This is a genomic window from Rhodoferax sp. GW821-FHT02C08, from assembly GCF_059421805.1.
This window is the reverse complement of the sequence record NZ_JBWKVR010000011.1, coordinates 1-14,370: the sequence shown is the minus strand read 5'-3', so window position 1 is coordinate 14,370 and position 14,370 is coordinate 1. Positions and strand designations below refer to the sequence as shown.

The window sequence follows — 14,370 nt, the reverse complement described above, 5'->3', positions numbered from 1 at the left end:
GCGATGTGGCAGTAGGCCGTAGTCAGGTTCTCATACATACAGCTTGTATGAAACTGATTTTTTCTTCGTTGGAGCCACCACGCTTTGATCCTAAAGTGGTCTTTTTCACCACGGAGCACGCCCACCATGACCGCGATTTACGCAGACAACTCCTTGTCCATAGGACGCACGCCGTTGGTCCGCCTCAAGCGCATTACCGATGGTGCCAAGGCCACGGTGCTGGCCAAGATCGAGGGCCGTAACCCCGCCTATTCGGTCAAATGCCGTATCGGCGCGGCACTGATCTGGGACGCGGAAAAGCGCGGTTTGCTAGGCTCCGGCAAGGAGATCGTGGAGCCCACCAGCGGCAACACCGGTATTGCCCTGGCGTTTGTGGCGGCAGCCAAAGGCATTCCCATCACCCTGACTATGCCCGAGACCATGAGCATTGAGCGGCGCAAAATTTTGCTGGCCTATGGCGCCAAGCTGGTGCTGACCGAGGGCGCCAAGGGCATGAAGGGCGCCATCGCCAAGGCCGAGGAAATAGCGGCCAGCGACCCCAAATACGTGCTGCTGCAGCAGTTCCAGAACCCGGCCAACCCGGCCATCCACGCCACCACCACCGGCCCTGAAATATGGCAGGACACCGATGGCCGCATTGACATCCTGGTGTCGGGCGTGGGGACCGGCGGCACCATCACCGGCGTGTCGCGCTACATCAAGCAGATCCAGGGCAAGGCCATTATTTCGGTGGCCGTGGAGCCATCGGCCAGCCCGGTGCTGACGCAAAAGCGCGCCGGTGAAGAGCTGAAACCCGCACCGCACAAGATCCAGGGCATAGGCGCGGGCTTTGTGCCGGATGTGCTGGACCTGTCGCTGGTGGATGCCATAGAGCAGGTCAGCAACGACGAGGCGCTGGACTATGCGCGGCGGTTGGCGCGCGAGGAGGGCATCTTGTCCGGCATTTCCTGCGGCGCCGCCGTGGCCGCTGCTGTGCGCTGGGCCAATAAACCGGAGAGCGAGGGCAAAACCATCGTCGTGGTGCTGCCGGATTCGGGTGAGCGCTATCTGAGCTCGGCCTTGTTTGAAGGTGTTTTTGACGCGACTGGCGCCGCTGTATAGCCGCTGCTGAGGGACCGGCTCTGAGGCAGGGGCCTCAGATATGCCTCAAGCGTAGGTGTCGATCAACTCACCCAGCCCCGGCGTACGTTTTTTGGGCGCAGTTGGCGCTTGCGCAGCAGCGTCGGCTGCGTCTGGCTTGGAATTTTTCTGGATTTTCAACGCGTCAGCTTGTTGGCGCTGCTGTTGCAGGGCGGCGATTTGCGCCTGCAGCATCTGGATTTCATTCTGCAGCAACTGGCTTTGGGTTTCCTTGGCCTTGGCATCCATGTCGCTGGCGGCCAGGTTTTTCAACTCGGTCGTCACTGCCTGGATCTGCTTTTGCAGCTTGGCGATGGCGTCAGAAGTCCCGCTGCCTGACGAGGCGGAGGACGACGTTGCGCTGATGGATGAGACGTTCATGCCTACTTTATCGGCCGCCAGCGCGCGGACTTGAGGATGAAATGGGCGGTATTAGCCTGCCAATTCCTCCGCTATGGCCTCACCAAAGTAGAACGACTGGATATCCGAGCGCTGCCGTAGCTCTGCGGTGGTGCCCGTCAGTACGGCTACCCCTGTGTCCAGTACCGTGGCCCGGTCTGCATATTGCAGGGCGACAGTGGAGTTCTGCTCTGCCACCAGAATGGTCAAGCCTTCGTCCTGGTTCAGCCTTTTGAGCTGCCGGAAGATGTCTTGCACCACCAGGGGCGCCAGGCCCATGGACGGTTCGTCCAGCACCAGCAGGCGCGGGCGTGACATCAGCGCGCGGCCAATGGCTGTCATCTGCTGTTCTCCGCCGGAGGTCAGCCCGGTCTGGGCGCGGCGCTTGTCCCGCAGGTGCGGAAAGATGGCGTAGACGCGCTCCAGATCCTGGGCCAACTCGGCCCGGCTGGCGCTGCGGCCCAGGCCGCCGGTCAGCAGGTTTTCCTCTACCGTCAGGCTGCGAAAGCAGTGCCGTCCTTCGAGTACCGTCACCAGCCCTAGCCGCACCAGCGCGGCCGGGCTGCTCCGGCCCACGTCATGCCCGTCAAACACGATGCTGCCCGCAGTCACCTTGCCGCGCTGTGCTGGCAGCAGGTTGGATACGGCTTTCAGCGTGGTCGATTTGCCTGCGCCGTTGGCCCCGAGCAAGGCGTGGATTTCGCCTGCCCGTACGTCCAGACTTACGCCATGCAAGGCCGCGATGGCATTTTGGTAAACCGCTTCGACAGCATCAATCTGCAGCATGGTGTGGGTTTCAATCGTTGATGCTGGTGCGCACTTTGATGTTCTTTTCCTTGGCGTAGGCCAGGGACGACTTTTCAATGATGGGGCGCAGTAGTTTCCAGTCGGGGGCGATCCAGTCGGACACCACATTCCATTTGCTGCCATCCCACTGCTGGAACGCCACGCGGCCATCGCCTTCGTGGTTGTCCCAGGTCACGTTGATCGAATGGAACAAGCCCTTGGCACCCAGTGCGGCGGCGCGGGCTTCGTCGATCTTCAGGTTTTCCAGGCCCCAGCGGATTTCGTCACCGGTCAGCGTGCGTTTGCCGAACTTGGCCTGCGCGATGCGGATGGCTTCCACGTTCAGGATGCCGTTCAAAATGCCCAGGTTGTGGTAGCGCGTACCGATGCGCTTCTTGTCTTCCAGATTGCCCTTGCCGGCGTCGTACACCGTCTTCACGATGTCCTGCACCACGGGAAACTGCGTGCCGGCGGCCACGCTGGTGATGGCCACATAGCCCTTGGCGGCGTCGCCAGCGGGGATCACGTCTTCTTCGGAGTTGGACCACACATTGCCGATGATGTGGTCGGCCGGGAAGCCGGTCTTCTGCGCGGTCTTCAGCGCCACCGGGTTCATCACGCCCCAGCCACGCAGCACCACGTAATCGGGCTTGGCGCGGCGGATGGTCAGCCACTGCGATTGCTGCTCGTTGCCAGGGTGTGGCACTTCGATTTGCTGCACCGTGAAGCCGTATTTCTTGGCCAGCAGCTCATAAATTGGGATGGTCTCTTTGCCGTAGGGCGAGCCGTGGTACAGCACCACGATCTTCTTGCCCTTGAGCTTGTCTTCACCACCCACCTTGCCGGCGATGTAGTTCACTATCCCTGAGGTTTCGCTGTAGGGGTTGAGCAGCAGCGGGAAGATGTATTTGAAGACGCGGCCGTCGGTGGTGTCGGTGCGGCCGTGGTTGATGGTCAGCAGGGGCACCTTGTCGGCCGTCACGCGGTCGATCAGCGCGTAGGCAATGCCGACCGACAGCGGGTTCCAGGCGGCGATGCCGGGTTTGGTTTTCAGGCGCTCGTACACCTCCACGCCGCGTTCGACCTCGTACTGGGTTTCGCCTTCTTCCCAGGTGAGCTTGACGCCACCCACGCCGCCGTCGCGGGTGTTGACCAGGTTCAGATAGTCAATGAAGCCGCCAAAGAATCCGGTGCCGCCGGCAGCATAGGGCCCGACGCGGTAGCTTTGCAGCGGAAAGAATTGTTCGTCGGCCTGGGCCGCCTGCAGGCTGCTGATGGCCAGCGTCGCAGCAATGGCCGCGGTACGCAGGTTTTTGATGAAAGACATGGATGAAAACTCCCGTGTATTTTTGAATTGAAATGCTGTTTTCAGACAGCCGGAGACAACTTCTTCCGTGCGCGATGCCAAAGGGCGGCCAGGCCTAGCGGTTCCACGATGAGGAAAAAGATGATCAGTGCGCCCAGCACGATGCGCTGGGTCATGTCGAGTACGCCGGAGTCGAACCAGCCGCCAAACAGCAGGGCGCCCACGCGTGACAGCAGCAGCGGGAACACCACGATCAGCGCGGCACCCAGAAAAGCCCCGCGTATGGTGGCGAGGCCGCCGATGATGACAATGAACAAAATCTGGAACGAGCGGTCCAGGTTGAAGCCCGCAGGCTCCACCGTGCGCAGGTACACAAAGGCCCACAGCACACCGGCTACGCCCACGATGAAGGACGAAATCGCAAACGCCAGCAGCTTGGTGCGCAGCACCGGCACACCGATCACGCGGGCCGCAAGCTCGTTGTCGCGGATGGCGATGAAGTTGTGCCCGGTCTGCGTACCCACCAGGCGCCAGACTAGGGCCGTCAACGCTGCCACCAGGGTCAGCGCAAACAGGTAGCGGCCCACGGGTGTGTCAAAGCTGAAGCCCAGCACCTGCAGCGGCGGTGCGTCGATCACGCCGGATGCGTTGTCATTGGTGAACCAGCTGAACTTGGTCAAAGCCCACTGCACAAAGAACTGCGCTGCCAGTGTGGACACGGCCAGGTAGAAGCCGCGCAAACGCAGGCTGGGCAGGCCAAACATCAGGCCGATGGCGGTAGCCGACAGGCCCGCCAGTGCGATGCTGGCCAACAACGGCAGGCCGGGTAGGCGCAGGTTGAAGTTGTATGCCGCGAATGCGCCCACGGCCATGAAGGCGGCCGAACCCAGTGACAACTGGCCGGCGTAGCCCGTCAACAGGTTCAGCCCCACGGCCGCCAGCGACAGCGCCAGGAACGGGATCAGGATGGCGTCGAACAAATAGGCGCTGCCCAGCGCGGGCACCACGCCATAGGCGACCAATAGCAAGGCTAATGGTGCGCCCCAAGCCTTGGCGGGGAATGCAGCCTCGCTCATGCGCGCTCCACCAGCTTCTGGCCAAACAGGCCGGACGGGCGCACCAGCAAAAAGGCCAGTGCTGCGACATAGGCAAACCAGCTTTCAATGCCGCCGCCGACGAAGGGGCCCAGATACACCTCGGCCAGCTTCTCCAGCGCACCGATCAGCAGGCCGCCGACGATGGCGCCCAAGATGGAGTCAAAGCCGCCCAGCATCAGCACCGGCAGCGCCTTCAGCACCACCAGCGACAGCGAAAACTGCACGCCCAGCCGGGCACCCCACAGCAGGCCCGCCACCAGTGCGATGGTGCCGGCGGTGGCCCATACCGTGGCCCAGATACGCGGCAGGCGCAGACCTACGGCGATGGCTGCATAGGTGTCGTCGGCCACGGCGCGGAAGGCCAGGCCCACATGGGTGTAGCGGAAGAATGCCGACAGCAGCGCCACCATGGTGCCGGCAATGGCAGCGGCAAACAGGTCGAAGGTGGAGATCAGAATGCCCCACACTTCCAGCGGTTCGTCGGCAATGCCCAGGTCCAGCGCATGGACCTGGGTGCCCCACAGCATCTGGGCCGCGCCTTCGATTACATACGACAGGCCTAGCGTGGCCATGAACAGGGTAATGGGCGGCTGGTTCACCAGCGGGCGCAGCACTACGCGCTCCACCGCCAGGCCCAGCAGCACCATCAGTGCAAAAGTGGCCAGCAGCGCCAGCGGAAAGCTGATGCCGCGTTCCACCAGGCTCACAAAGGTCAGCGCTGCAAACAGCAGCTGCGCACCTTGCGCAAAATTCAAAGCACCCGAGGTCTTGTAGATCAGCACAAAGCCAATCGCCACCAGGGAATACATCACACCGGAGAGCAGGCCGCCGACCAGCACTTCGGCAAAAAAGGCGAAATCAAATCCGTCCATCACAGGCTTTCTTCTGCATGGGCTACGCCCAGATAGGCGTCAATGACCGCTGGGTCGTCGCGCACTTCGGCTGGTGTGCCGTCGGCGATCTTGCGGCCGTAGTCCAGTACCGCCACGCGGTCCGACAAGGCCAGCACCACGCCAATGTCATGCTCGATCAACAAGATGGTGGTGCCAAACTGGTCGCGGGCGGCGCGCACGAAATGCGCCATCTCGCTCTTCTCGGTCACGGTCATACCGGCCATGGGTTCGTCCAGCAACAGCAGTTGCGGGCGCGCCACCAGAGCGCGTGCCAGCTCCACCCGTTTTTGCAGACCATAGGGCAGGGTGCCCGCCAGGCGCTCGCGCACGCTGTGCAGGCTCAGGAAGCCCATGATCTCGTCGGTGCGGGCCTGTGCGTCGTCACGCTCGCGCCGTGCGCGGCCCAGGCCTATCCATTGCTCGATGAACGTGGAGCGCACCGTGTCGACCCGCCCCATCACGATGTTGTCGCGCACCGTCAAGCCCTTGAACAGCGCCAGATTCTGGAAAGTACGGGCCACGCCCAGCCGCGCCAGCTGTGGCGTGGGCACCTGGGCGAAGTCTTTGCCGCCTATCCATATGCGTCCCTGGTCGGGCCGGTACAGGCCGCTGACCACATTCACCAGCGAGCTTTTACCCGCACCATTCGGCCCGATCACGGCGCGGATTTCTCCGGCCGCAATCGACAGGTCCACGCCGGCCAACGCGGTCACGCCGCCAAAAGACAGATGGATGTCTTCCAGCCGCAGCACGGGCGTCGCTGCCGTGGCAGCGGCGGGCGCCGTGTGGGCGGGCCGCGCCGGGCGGGGCCGCTCGGTGCTTTGCCTGAGCGTGGTGATCGGTGGCGGCGAGACCGGTGTGAGCCGGTCCAGGCCTAGGCTGGCGCTGGGCATGTTGTGCAGTCCTTAGGCCACGGCTTCCAGCGCAGGCTCGGCCTGCTTTTCTGCCTGGGCTGCTTCAAGGGCGCGCACCAGGGGCAGCACCTTCTGGCCGAAGTACTCCACCTCTTCGATGAAGTGCAAGAAGCCGGTCAGCACCAGGTCCACGCCAATCGCCTTCAGCGCCACGATGCGCTCGGCGATCTGCTGCGGCGTGCCGATCAGGTTGGTGCGGAAGCCGTCGTTGTACTGCACCAGGTCTTCAAACGTGGACTTGGCCCAGTTGCCTTCGCCTTCGGGCGATGCCTTGCCGGCCTGCTTCACCGCGTCGCCAAAGGCGTGCACGGCTTCCACATGGGCATGTTTGATGATGTCGGCCAGCACAGCCTTAGCTTCTTCCTCGGTGTCGCGGGCGATGACGAAGGCGTTCACGCCGATGCGCACTTTGTGGCCGTTCTTGGCGGCCTTGGTCTGGATGTCGTCGATCTGTTCCTTCAGCTTGTCGGGCGTGTTGCCGTTGGTGAAGTACCAGTCGGACACGCTGGCCGCGTTGTCGCGTGCCGCGCGCGAGCTGCCACCCTGGAAGATTTCCGGGTGCGGCTTTTGTACCGGCTTGGGGCTCAGCGTGTAGTCGGTGAAGCGGTAGAAGTCGCCCTTGAAGCTGAAGTTGTCCTGCGTCCAGATGCCCTTGAGCGCGCGGATGAATTCGTTGGTGCGGCGATAGCGCTCGTCGTGCTCCAGCCAGGGTTCGCCAATCGCCTGGAACTCGCCCTTGAACCAGCCGCTCACCATGTTGACGGCAATGCGCCCGCTGGAGATGTGGTCGATGGTGGCGATCTGCTTGGCCACTACGGCCGGGTTCCAGGGGCCGGGCAGGATGGCGGCTATCACTTTCAGCTTGGTCGTGGCATGCAGCAGCGCCTGGCTGAAGGACACGGATTCGTGCTGGTACTCGGCGCCGTAGCCGGCGGTGAAGCGGATCTGGCTCAGCGCGTAGTCAAAGCCGGCTTTCTCGGCCGTCTGCGCCAGCTTCTGGTTGTATTCCAGGCTCCAGTCGGTGCGCTGCGCGATGGTGCTGACCACCAGGCCGCCACTGACATTGGGTACCCAGTAGGCGAACTTGACTTCTGCGGGTGGGGTGCTGGATGCATTGCTCATGGGAAGACTCCTGTGCGTTAGGGGTGGATCAGGCGGCGACGGCTTCTGCAGCTGTGGCAGGCACTTCATCGGGAGTGGCGCGGTGCGACAGCTGGGGTACGGCGCGGGCAATCGCCAGGGCAATGCGGTCGCGCAGCGCGGGGCTGCTGATCTCGTAGCCGTCAAAGTCCTTCTCCACCGCGTACACGCCAATCGGCAGCGTGCGCGACTGGAAGAAGCTGAACAGCGGGCGCAGTTGGTGGTCGATCACCAGCGCATGGCGGTCGCTGCCACCGGTGGCGGCCAGCAGCACCGGCACATCGGTCAGCGCCTCGTGGTGCACGAAGTCGAACAGGTGCTTGAACAGGCCTGTGTACGAGCCCCGGTACACGGGGCTGGCCACGATCAGCAGGTCGGCGGATTCGATGGCGGCCACTTCGGCCTCCACATGGGCCGGCAGCTGGCTGCGGTACAGCGCGCCAGCGAACTGCGGGCCGATGTTGCCGAGCTCGATCAGATGCACGTCGATAGGCAGGGCATCGCCCAGCGCGGCCAACAATTCTTGTACCAGCACCAGCGTGCGGGAGGGGCGCTGCAAACCACCGGATACAGCCACGACTTTGAGTTTCTTCACCATGTTGATAGGACCTCTGTTTGGAAGCCGCAACCTATTTGCAGCACAGTGGCTCTATGCGAATGGCGTGCCAGAAGAAATATTGATTTAAATCAAGGGTTTAGGGTGTTTTTCAGGTGCTGCTTGTGCTGGGTTTTCAACAGGCTGCGGATGTGTTGCTGCTGCAGCAGCAGTGCCTGCGCCATAGTCGGTTTGCGCGCATGCATATGCTGTTTTTGGATGCTGTTGGGGCAGCAGTAGTGGGTGATGTTGCTGCGTCGGCAGCAAGATGCATTGCGAGCCGGTAGCTTGTGGGACGGCCTTTGCCGAACCATTAGGCTGATTCATTGACACGGGAGAAGACTGGCTGCTGAATAGGCGGCCGCCATGCTTTGGCGTGGGCGACATGTAGTGATGCAATTCACTTACCTACCAACAGTTGTTTTTACCTGTTTGTGGTACTTCAAGTTCGCATTGGACGGATAAGATGGTTACGCAAGCTCTGCGAGGTCGGGTGGAGCTTTTTATAACTGGATATTTGTCCGGGACCTTGTTGAGCAACCAGTCTGCAAACTACCTTCAGGATATTTGAATGGCCAATAGATACCGTAGCGATTTTTTGTCCCGCAGGTTTTGCGGTCCAGATTCATTAACCCGTGCAGGTAGAGTGTCCTAATGTCAACAATCAAGAATCTACAAGCTGCGGGCAAGGCATACAGTGCGTGCGCCAAGGCAGTTACAGCCAAGTGCTCCAATCCCAATCAGCCAACGGCGATTGAATCTGAACTTCGGATAGCGTTTGGTATTTCATCTGATTGGACTCGTCGTGCCGCTTCGATGAAGCCAATCGCTTACGACAGTCGGCTGATGAATAAGTCACCAAAGACACACAGCGTATCCGAAATGATCCGATTTAACCTTGCATGGTCAGGGATAAATGCGCTGTTCTCGCGGAATTCCGTTGTGTCGTTTTTTGTTTCAACGCCCCCAAGAACTGAGCTGGATAGATTCAGGTTGTTTTATGCAAATTCTGGCGTCTTGTCCGCGGCGATGACGGGCCTTCTGGCGAAATTACACCAAATTCTCGCAACGCCGACTGTGTCCACTGTGCCCGGACATCCAATCGGAACCTCACTTCCTATTCTTCAAGTTCTACACGAAAAGTACACCCCCATTCAGTACCAGAATATGGCCACAGGGAAACTAATCGCCGCCGCTGTTATGACAGGAAGCTACTCTGCGCTAGATATGCCTTTGCTGATTTATCTCATGCGAAATTGGAGTGTCCATGGTGGGCTTCTTGGCAGCAATTTCCGTAGCGTCCCGAGATTCGACCTGTATATCAAGACTGTGAGCGATGCCTTGTCGGAAGTCCACGTCGGATTGTCTGCAGAGCTTTTGGCGAGGGTGTAATACGGTTTAACTGGTCGTAAATGGACTCCTCCACATGCTTAAAAACTGACCTATTTTTTGGCTGTTGGGGAAGCGTCTGCTGCTTAAATGTCCGACATCTGAAGTGGGCTCTGCTGTGGTTCGTACCAACATGCAGGCTGAATCACCACTGTGCCAATCGTTAGCCAAGAGTCCAAGTCACAAAGAAAAAATAGCCACCAGCGCAGAAGAGCCCTGCGCTGGTAGCTATCAAAAACGAAGCAAACGCCAATGTGACGGTTTAAGACAGAGCAGCCTCCCGCTCTGTCTCCGCCGCCGCTGGCGCGCTTCTTTGCCCACCCTCCCTCTTCACCTTTTCAATATCACGATACTGCTGCGCCGGGTGTGTGGCGGGCAGCAGGGGGCCGTCGCCAAACAGCTTTTCGCGCAGCGTGCCGGGCTTGTAGGCCGAGGGGTAGACGCCGCGGCGCTGCAGCTCGGGCACCAGGTGGGTGACCACGTCTTCAAAGGTCTCATGCGCAATGGCGTAGGCCAGGTTGAAGCCGTCGATATCGGTGGCTTCCACCCACTGTTGCAGGATGTCGGCCACGGTGGCGGCCGAGCCTACGAACACCGGGCCCAGGCCGCCCACGCCGCCCCACTTCGCCAATTCCTCGATGGTCCAGGAGCGGTCGCCGCCGGCCAGCACTTCCACAGCCGACAGGATGGCGTTGGTGTCCACCTTGCGCACCAGTTCGGTGGGCGCGTACTGGCCGAAGTCGATGCCGGTCCAGCCGGACATGAAGACCAGCGCGCCGTCGTAGGAGGCGTAGCGCTGGTATTCCTCGAACTTGGCCTGCGCCTTGGCGTCGGTCTCGTCCACGATCACGGTCACCAGGTTGTAGACCAGTAGCTTGCGCGGGTCGCGCCCGGCAATGGCTGCCTGTGCGCGCACGTCGCGCACATAGTTTTTCAGCACGTTCTGCGTGGGCGCGGCGACGAATACGCATTCGGCATGCTGGGCCGCAAAGCTTTTGCCGGGGCCGGACGCGCCGGCCTGGTACAGAACCGGTGTGCGCTGCGGCGAGGGCTCGCTGAGGTGGTAGCCGGGCACGTCGAAGTACTTGCCCTTGTGGGCGATTTCGTGGATCTTTTCCGGGTGGGCGAAGATGCCTTTGGCGCGGTCGCGCACCACGGCATCGGCCTCCCAGCTGCCTTCCAGCAGCTTGTACAGCACCTCCACGTATTCGTTGGCCACTTCGTAGCGGTTGTCGTGGCGGCGCAGGCCGCCCTGGCTGATGTTCTTGGCGCCGCTCTCCAGGTAGGAGGTGACGATGTTCCAGCCCAGGCGGCCCTGGGTGTGGTGGTCGGCGGTGGAGAGGCGGCGCGCAAAGGTGTAGGGGTGTTCGAACGAGGTGGACGCGGTAATACCTATGCCCAGGTGCTCGGTCACCATGGCGATGGGCGCGGCCAGCTGCAGCGGGTCGTTCACCGGGATCTGCGCGCCTTGTTGCAGCGCGTGGTAATTGCTGCCCTTGTAGACGTCGTAGTAGCCGATCACGTCGGCGATGAAGATGCCGTCGAAGAAGCCCTTCTCCAGCGTCTTGGCCAGGTCGGTCCAGTAGCGCAGGTCCTTGTATTCCCAGGACCTGTCGCGCGGGTGGGCCCACAGCCCGGGGGACTGGTGGGCCACGCAGTTCATTTCGAACGCGTTGAAGCGAATGTGCCGTCCCATCCATCAGCTCCAGGCGTGGCGTGGAGCGTGCACACCGTTCAGGTGGTAGTTGCCCAGGTGGTAGTACTTCCAGCGCACCGGGTCGTGCAGGGTGTGTACGCGGGCGTTGCGCCAGTGGCGGTCCAGGTTGTGCTCGGCCAGGGTGGAGCGGGTGCCGGCCAGTTCAAACAGCTTGTTGGTGGCGGCAATCGCGGCTTCGGTGGTCAGCACCTTGGCTTCGGCGGTGGCCAGGGTGGCGGCGTTGACCGTGGCCTCGTTCGGCTCGGCCAGGGCCAGGTCGATGGCGCGGCCGGCTCGCTCCAGCAGGGCCTCGGCGGCGTGCAGGCGCAGCGTCAGGTCGCCGATGGCGCTGATGGTGAACGGGTCTTCGGCGGCGGTTTCCTTGCCGCTGTCGATCCAGGGGCGGCTGCGGTTCTTCACGAAGGCGATGGTCTCGGCAATCGCGCCGGCGGCAATGCCGCCGTCGATCGCGGCCTGGATGATCTGCGAAATCGCGCCCGCTGCCGTGGGGCGGTCAAACGCTGCCACGGGTACCAGCCGGCTCAGCGGCACGCGCACATCGACGATCTGGATCGAGCCGGATGCTGTGGTGCGCTGGCCGAAGCTGGACCAGTCGTTCAGCACCGTCAGGCCGTCGGCGTTGCGGTCGGCAAAAGCCAGGTAGCCCTTACCCTCCAGCGGGTCTACCGTGACGATGGGTACGATGTGTGCCAGCAGCGCGCCGGTGGTGTAGAACTTCTGGCCGTTCACCACAGCGGTGTCACCCTCGATCTTGAAGGTGGTTTCGAACGCGGCCACGTTCTTGCTGTTTTTTTCCGAGAACGCATTGCCGAAGCGTATGCCTTGCAGCACCAGGCCAAACAGCTCGGCCTGCTGGGCCGGCGTGCCATCCAGCCCGATATGGGCGACCAGGGCCAGGTGGTTTTGCGTGATCTGGGCCAGGCTGGAATCGCCCTCGGCCAGGATGCGTATCACCTGCGCCAGCGTGGCGTAGGAGACGCCCGCACCGCCATAGGCTTTGGGTACGTTAATGCCCCACAGCCCGCTTTGCGAGTACGCGTCCAGCTCTGAAAGTGGTAGCAAGCCTTCGCGGTCGCGCAGCGCGGATTCGGTGCGGAACTCGGCCGCCAGGCGGTGCGCCACGGTGATGGCTTCGGCATCATCGCGGATCACGTGGGCCGGTTGACTGGGGCGGGGGCGGGCGGTGAACGGCGCGGTGGAGTTGACGCGGGGGCGGTCCAGGGTGGCAGTGCTCATGGTGATTCCTTGGAAGATGTTTGACTCAAACCTTGCGGCCTGTGCCGTTGCCGATTTGCCAGACGTAGGGCGGCTCGGTGCCGTTGATGCGCCAGTCGCCCACGATGCGCGACTTGTAGACGATGGGGTTGTGCGATGCCACGGTGCGGGCGTTGCGCCAGTGGCGGTCCAGCGACTTGCTGGTGCTGGCGGCGGATGCGCCCAGCGCGTTGAACAGGTCGGTACCGGCGCGCAGCACCAGCTCGGACACGACGATCTGGCCCTGGGCAGATTCGATCTCGGCGTCGATATTGGCCTGGCGCTCGGCCTCGGGGTTGTCGCCCTGCAGCCGGGCTTCAAATGCGCGCTGGGCGGGCAGGGTGGCGCGCAGGGCCGTGGCTTCGGCGGCATAGACCAGGGCCGAGATTTGGCCCACCACCTGCTGGATTTGCGCGTCCTGGCTGACGTGCGAGGCATTGCCGTTGCTGTAGACGCGCTGGCGATCCCGCACCTGTTGGGCCACGTCGCGCTCGATGGCGCGGCCAATGCCGGCCAGCGTGGCCAGGTGGAACAGCTGGTAGAAGGCGGTCTGGTACTTGAAGCGGGTCTCGAAGGGGAAGATGTTTTCTTCGGCAATCTTGGCGTCGGTGTACACCGATGTGCCGCTGCCGGTGGTGCGCTGGCCAAAGCCGTCCCAGTCGTCCTGCTGCACCACGCCCGGCTGGTGGGTGCTGACGGCGGCAATGATGTCTGCGTTGTTGTCGGCACGGCGCGCGTACAGGTCGATCCAGTCGGCAAAGATGCTGCCGGTGCTGTAGAACTTGCGGCCATTGGCCACCCATTCGCCGTCCTTCTGCGACACCTTGGTGATGACATCGCCAATCGCCACGCTGCCGACTTCCGACCAGGCGTTGCCCACCAGCTCGCCCGCCACAAAACGCTGCAGCCACAGGTCGCGGTGCGCGCTGGCCGGGGCGTTGAGCCGGTCTTCGACAAACGCGAAATGTCCGCGCAGCGCCTGGGTGACGTTGGAGTCGGCCTCCGACAGTTCGATCAACAGCTGGAACAACTGCGGAATCGACGCGCCGCCGCCGCCGTGCTCCACCGGCACCCGCACCGCGCCAAAGCCGGCCTGCTTCAGCCAGGTGATGGGTTCAAACGGCAGGGTGCGCGTGCGCTCGCGTTCCAGCACGGTGTCGGCGATACGCTGGAAGATGGGGCGGAACTTGTCGGCCAGGGTGGGGTGGTCGTAGGGGCTCCAAGCAGCGGTGGCCGGCGTGGGATGGGGGTTCATGGCGGTTCTCCTGGAATGTTGATATGCCCACTGCATTGAAGCCGCAATGGTTTGGTCGCATATTCCATATATGCCAGGACTGTGCCAATATTTTTATGAACAAAATCAAGGGCTTAGGGGCTGTGTGGCGCACTGCTGCTGCTGGTTTTGCAGCAGACTGCGGGCCAGGTGCTGCGCTGGCAGCAGTGGCGGCTGTGGGGTTTGCGTTCTGAAAATTCAAGTGTTTTAGGGCTCTGGCGCACGAATTACCTGCGCGAGTAGCTATGTTTTATATAGCAAATGCTTGGCAGGGGTGCAATCCGGCCAAGTTGCGCCCCAACACGGCCATTCATGCTGGATGGGCCCGATTGCAGCGCGGCGCGGGCCGGCGCAGCATTACATTCGCGTCCATATTTCATTCCCGCGCGTAGACCGCAAGAGAGACACACACCATGAAAACCAAAGCCGCAGTCGCCTGGAAAGCAGGCGCCCCCCTGACCATAGAAACCGTGGACCTGCAAGGCCCC

The 14,370-nt window shown here is 62.1% G+C and carries 14 protein-coding genes; 3 read left to right on the top strand and 11 right to left on the bottom strand.

Going from position 1 to position 14,370, the window contains the following annotated elements; all coding sequences use genetic code 11:
- The first annotated feature begins 126 nt into the window (after nucleotides 1–126).
- Nucleotides 127–1,101, top strand: a complete 975-nt coding sequence (gene cysK, locus AC07VY_RS14690) for a cysteine synthase A (protein ID WP_495097761.1) — start codon at nucleotides 127–129, stop codon at nucleotides 1,099–1,101.
- A gap of 45 nt (nucleotides 1,102–1,146) precedes the next feature.
- On the opposite strand, the gene AC07VY_RS14685 is transcribed toward cysK, so the two are convergent.
- Genes AC07VY_RS14685 through msuE form a run of 8 tightly spaced genes read right to left on the bottom strand, consistent with a single transcriptional unit; the run spans nucleotide 1,147 to nucleotide 8,252 of the window.
- Entirely contained in the window at nucleotides 1,147–1,500 is a 354-nt protein-coding gene (locus tag AC07VY_RS14685; RefSeq protein WP_495097760.1) for a FlxA-like family protein, read from the bottom strand.
- Between the two features lie 51 nt (nucleotides 1,501–1,551).
- A complete protein-coding gene (locus tag AC07VY_RS14680) occupies nucleotides 1,552–2,304 on the bottom strand; it encodes an ABC transporter ATP-binding protein (protein ID WP_495097759.1) in 753 nt (250 codons plus the stop codon).
- A gap of 10 nt (nucleotides 2,305–2,314) precedes the next feature.
- Complete coding sequence (locus AC07VY_RS14675) at nucleotides 2,315–3,631, bottom strand: ABC transporter substrate-binding protein (protein ID WP_495097758.1); 1,317 nt, start codon at nucleotides 3,629–3,631, stop codon at nucleotides 2,315–2,317.
- A gap of 41 nt (nucleotides 3,632–3,672) precedes the next feature.
- A complete protein-coding gene (locus AC07VY_RS14670) occupies nucleotides 3,673–4,686 on the bottom strand; it encodes a branched-chain amino acid ABC transporter permease (RefSeq protein ID WP_495097757.1) in 1,014 nt (337 codons plus the stop codon).
- The gene (locus tag AC07VY_RS14665) at nucleotides 4,683–5,579 is read right to left on the bottom strand and encodes a branched-chain amino acid ABC transporter permease (RefSeq protein ID WP_207776344.1); all 897 of its coding nucleotides are present in this window, start codon (nucleotides 5,577–5,579) and stop codon (nucleotides 4,683–4,685) included. The genes AC07VY_RS14670 and AC07VY_RS14665 overlap by 4 nt, the downstream gene beginning before the upstream one ends.
- A complete protein-coding gene (locus tag AC07VY_RS14660; RefSeq protein WP_495097756.1) occupies nucleotides 5,579–6,493 on the bottom strand; it encodes an ABC transporter ATP-binding protein in 915 nt (304 codons plus the stop codon). The genes AC07VY_RS14665 and AC07VY_RS14660 overlap by 1 nt, the downstream gene beginning before the upstream one ends.
- A 12-nt stretch (nucleotides 6,494–6,505) precedes the next feature.
- The gene (gene sfnG / locus AC07VY_RS14655; RefSeq protein WP_495097755.1) at nucleotides 6,506–7,636 is read right to left on the bottom strand and encodes a dimethylsulfone monooxygenase SfnG; all 1,131 of its coding nucleotides are present in this window, start codon (nucleotides 7,634–7,636) and stop codon (nucleotides 6,506–6,508) included.
- Nucleotides 7,637–7,664: 28 nt separating this feature from the next.
- Nucleotides 7,665–8,252 carry an FMN reductase gene (msuE, locus tag AC07VY_RS14650; protein WP_495097754.1) on the bottom strand — a complete coding sequence of 196 codons (588 nt, stop codon included), beginning with the start codon at nucleotides 8,250–8,252 and terminating at the stop codon, nucleotides 7,665–7,667.
- 651 nt (nucleotides 8,253–8,903) lie between these two features.
- On the opposite strand from msuE, the gene AC07VY_RS14645 reads away from it, so the two are divergent.
- Nucleotides 8,904–9,641 (top strand): hypothetical protein, encoded by a 738-nt coding sequence (locus tag AC07VY_RS14645; protein WP_495097752.1) that lies wholly within the window; start codon nucleotides 8,904–8,906, stop codon nucleotides 9,639–9,641.
- A 259-nt stretch (nucleotides 9,642–9,900) separates the two neighbouring features.
- On the opposite strand, the gene AC07VY_RS14640 is transcribed toward AC07VY_RS14645, so the two are convergent.
- The 3 genes from AC07VY_RS14640 to AC07VY_RS14630 are packed head-to-tail and all read right to left on the bottom strand — an operon-like array spanning nucleotide 9,901 to nucleotide 13,864.
- Entirely contained in the window at nucleotides 9,901–11,334 is a 1,434-nt protein-coding gene (locus AC07VY_RS14640; protein ID WP_495097751.1) for an LLM class flavin-dependent oxidoreductase, read from the bottom strand.
- 3 nt (nucleotides 11,335–11,337) lie between these two features.
- Nucleotides 11,338–12,591 carry an SfnB family sulfur acquisition oxidoreductase gene (locus AC07VY_RS14635; RefSeq protein ID WP_116607046.1) on the bottom strand — a complete coding sequence of 418 codons (1,254 nt, stop codon included), beginning with the start codon at nucleotides 12,589–12,591 and terminating at the stop codon, nucleotides 11,338–11,340.
- Nucleotides 12,592–12,616: 25 nt separating this feature from the next.
- Complete coding sequence (locus AC07VY_RS14630) at nucleotides 12,617–13,864, bottom strand: acyl-CoA dehydrogenase family protein (protein ID WP_495097750.1); 1,248 nt, start codon at nucleotides 13,862–13,864, stop codon at nucleotides 12,617–12,619.
- 23 nt (nucleotides 13,865–13,887) lie between these two features.
- On the opposite strand from AC07VY_RS14630, the gene AC07VY_RS14625 reads away from it, so the two are divergent.
- Nucleotides 13,888–14,076: a hypothetical protein gene (locus tag AC07VY_RS14625; protein WP_495097749.1), complete on the top strand. Its 189-nt coding sequence runs from the start codon at nucleotides 13,888–13,890 to the stop codon at nucleotides 14,074–14,076.
- Nucleotides 14,077–14,370 lie beyond the last annotated feature (294 nt).

What these genes read in the sequence shown, in the direction of transcription:
- AC07VY_RS14645 (WP_495097752.1), top strand. Translation starts at nt 8,904, where the DNA reads ATGTCAACAATCAAGAATCTACAAGCTGCGGGCAAGGCATACAGTGCG.
- AC07VY_RS14680 (WP_495097759.1), bottom strand. Translation starts at nt 2,304, where the DNA reads ATGCTGCAGATTGATGCTGTCGAAGCGGTTTACCAAAATGCCATCGCG.
- AC07VY_RS14660 (WP_495097756.1), bottom strand. Translation starts at nt 6,493, where the DNA reads ATGCCCAGCGCCAGCCTAGGCCTGGACCGGCTCACACCGGTCTCGCCG.
- AC07VY_RS14675 (WP_495097758.1), bottom strand. Translation starts at nt 3,631, where the DNA reads ATGTCTTTCATCAAAAACCTGCGTACCGCGGCCATTGCTGCGACGCTG.
- AC07VY_RS14640 (WP_495097751.1), bottom strand. Translation starts at nt 11,334, where the DNA reads ATGGGACGGCACATTCGCTTCAACGCGTTCGAAATGAACTGCGTGGCC.
- msuE (WP_495097754.1), bottom strand. Translation starts at nt 8,252, where the DNA reads ATGGTGAAGAAACTCAAAGTCGTGGCTGTATCCGGTGGTTTGCAGCGC.
- cysK (WP_495097761.1), top strand. Translation starts at nt 127, where the DNA reads ATGACCGCGATTTACGCAGACAACTCCTTGTCCATAGGACGCACGCCG.
- sfnG (WP_495097755.1), bottom strand. Translation starts at nt 7,636, where the DNA reads ATGAGCAATGCATCCAGCACCCCACCCGCAGAAGTCAAGTTCGCCTAC.
- AC07VY_RS14630 (WP_495097750.1), bottom strand. Translation starts at nt 13,864, where the DNA reads ATGAACCCCCATCCCACGCCGGCCACCGCTGCTTGGAGCCCCTACGAC.
- AC07VY_RS14635 (WP_116607046.1), bottom strand. Translation starts at nt 12,591, where the DNA reads ATGAGCACTGCCACCCTGGACCGCCCCCGCGTCAACTCCACCGCGCCG.
- AC07VY_RS14625 (WP_495097749.1), top strand. Translation starts at nt 13,888, where the DNA reads ATGCCCACTGCATTGAAGCCGCAATGGTTTGGTCGCATATTCCATATA.
- AC07VY_RS14685 (WP_495097760.1), bottom strand. Translation starts at nt 1,500, where the DNA reads ATGAACGTCTCATCCATCAGCGCAACGTCGTCCTCCGCCTCGTCAGGC.
- AC07VY_RS14665 (WP_207776344.1), bottom strand. Translation starts at nt 5,579, where the DNA reads ATGGACGGATTTGATTTCGCCTTTTTTGCCGAAGTGCTGGTCGGCGGC.
- AC07VY_RS14670 (WP_495097757.1), bottom strand. Translation starts at nt 4,686, where the DNA reads ATGAGCGAGGCTGCATTCCCCGCCAAGGCTTGGGGCGCACCATTAGCC.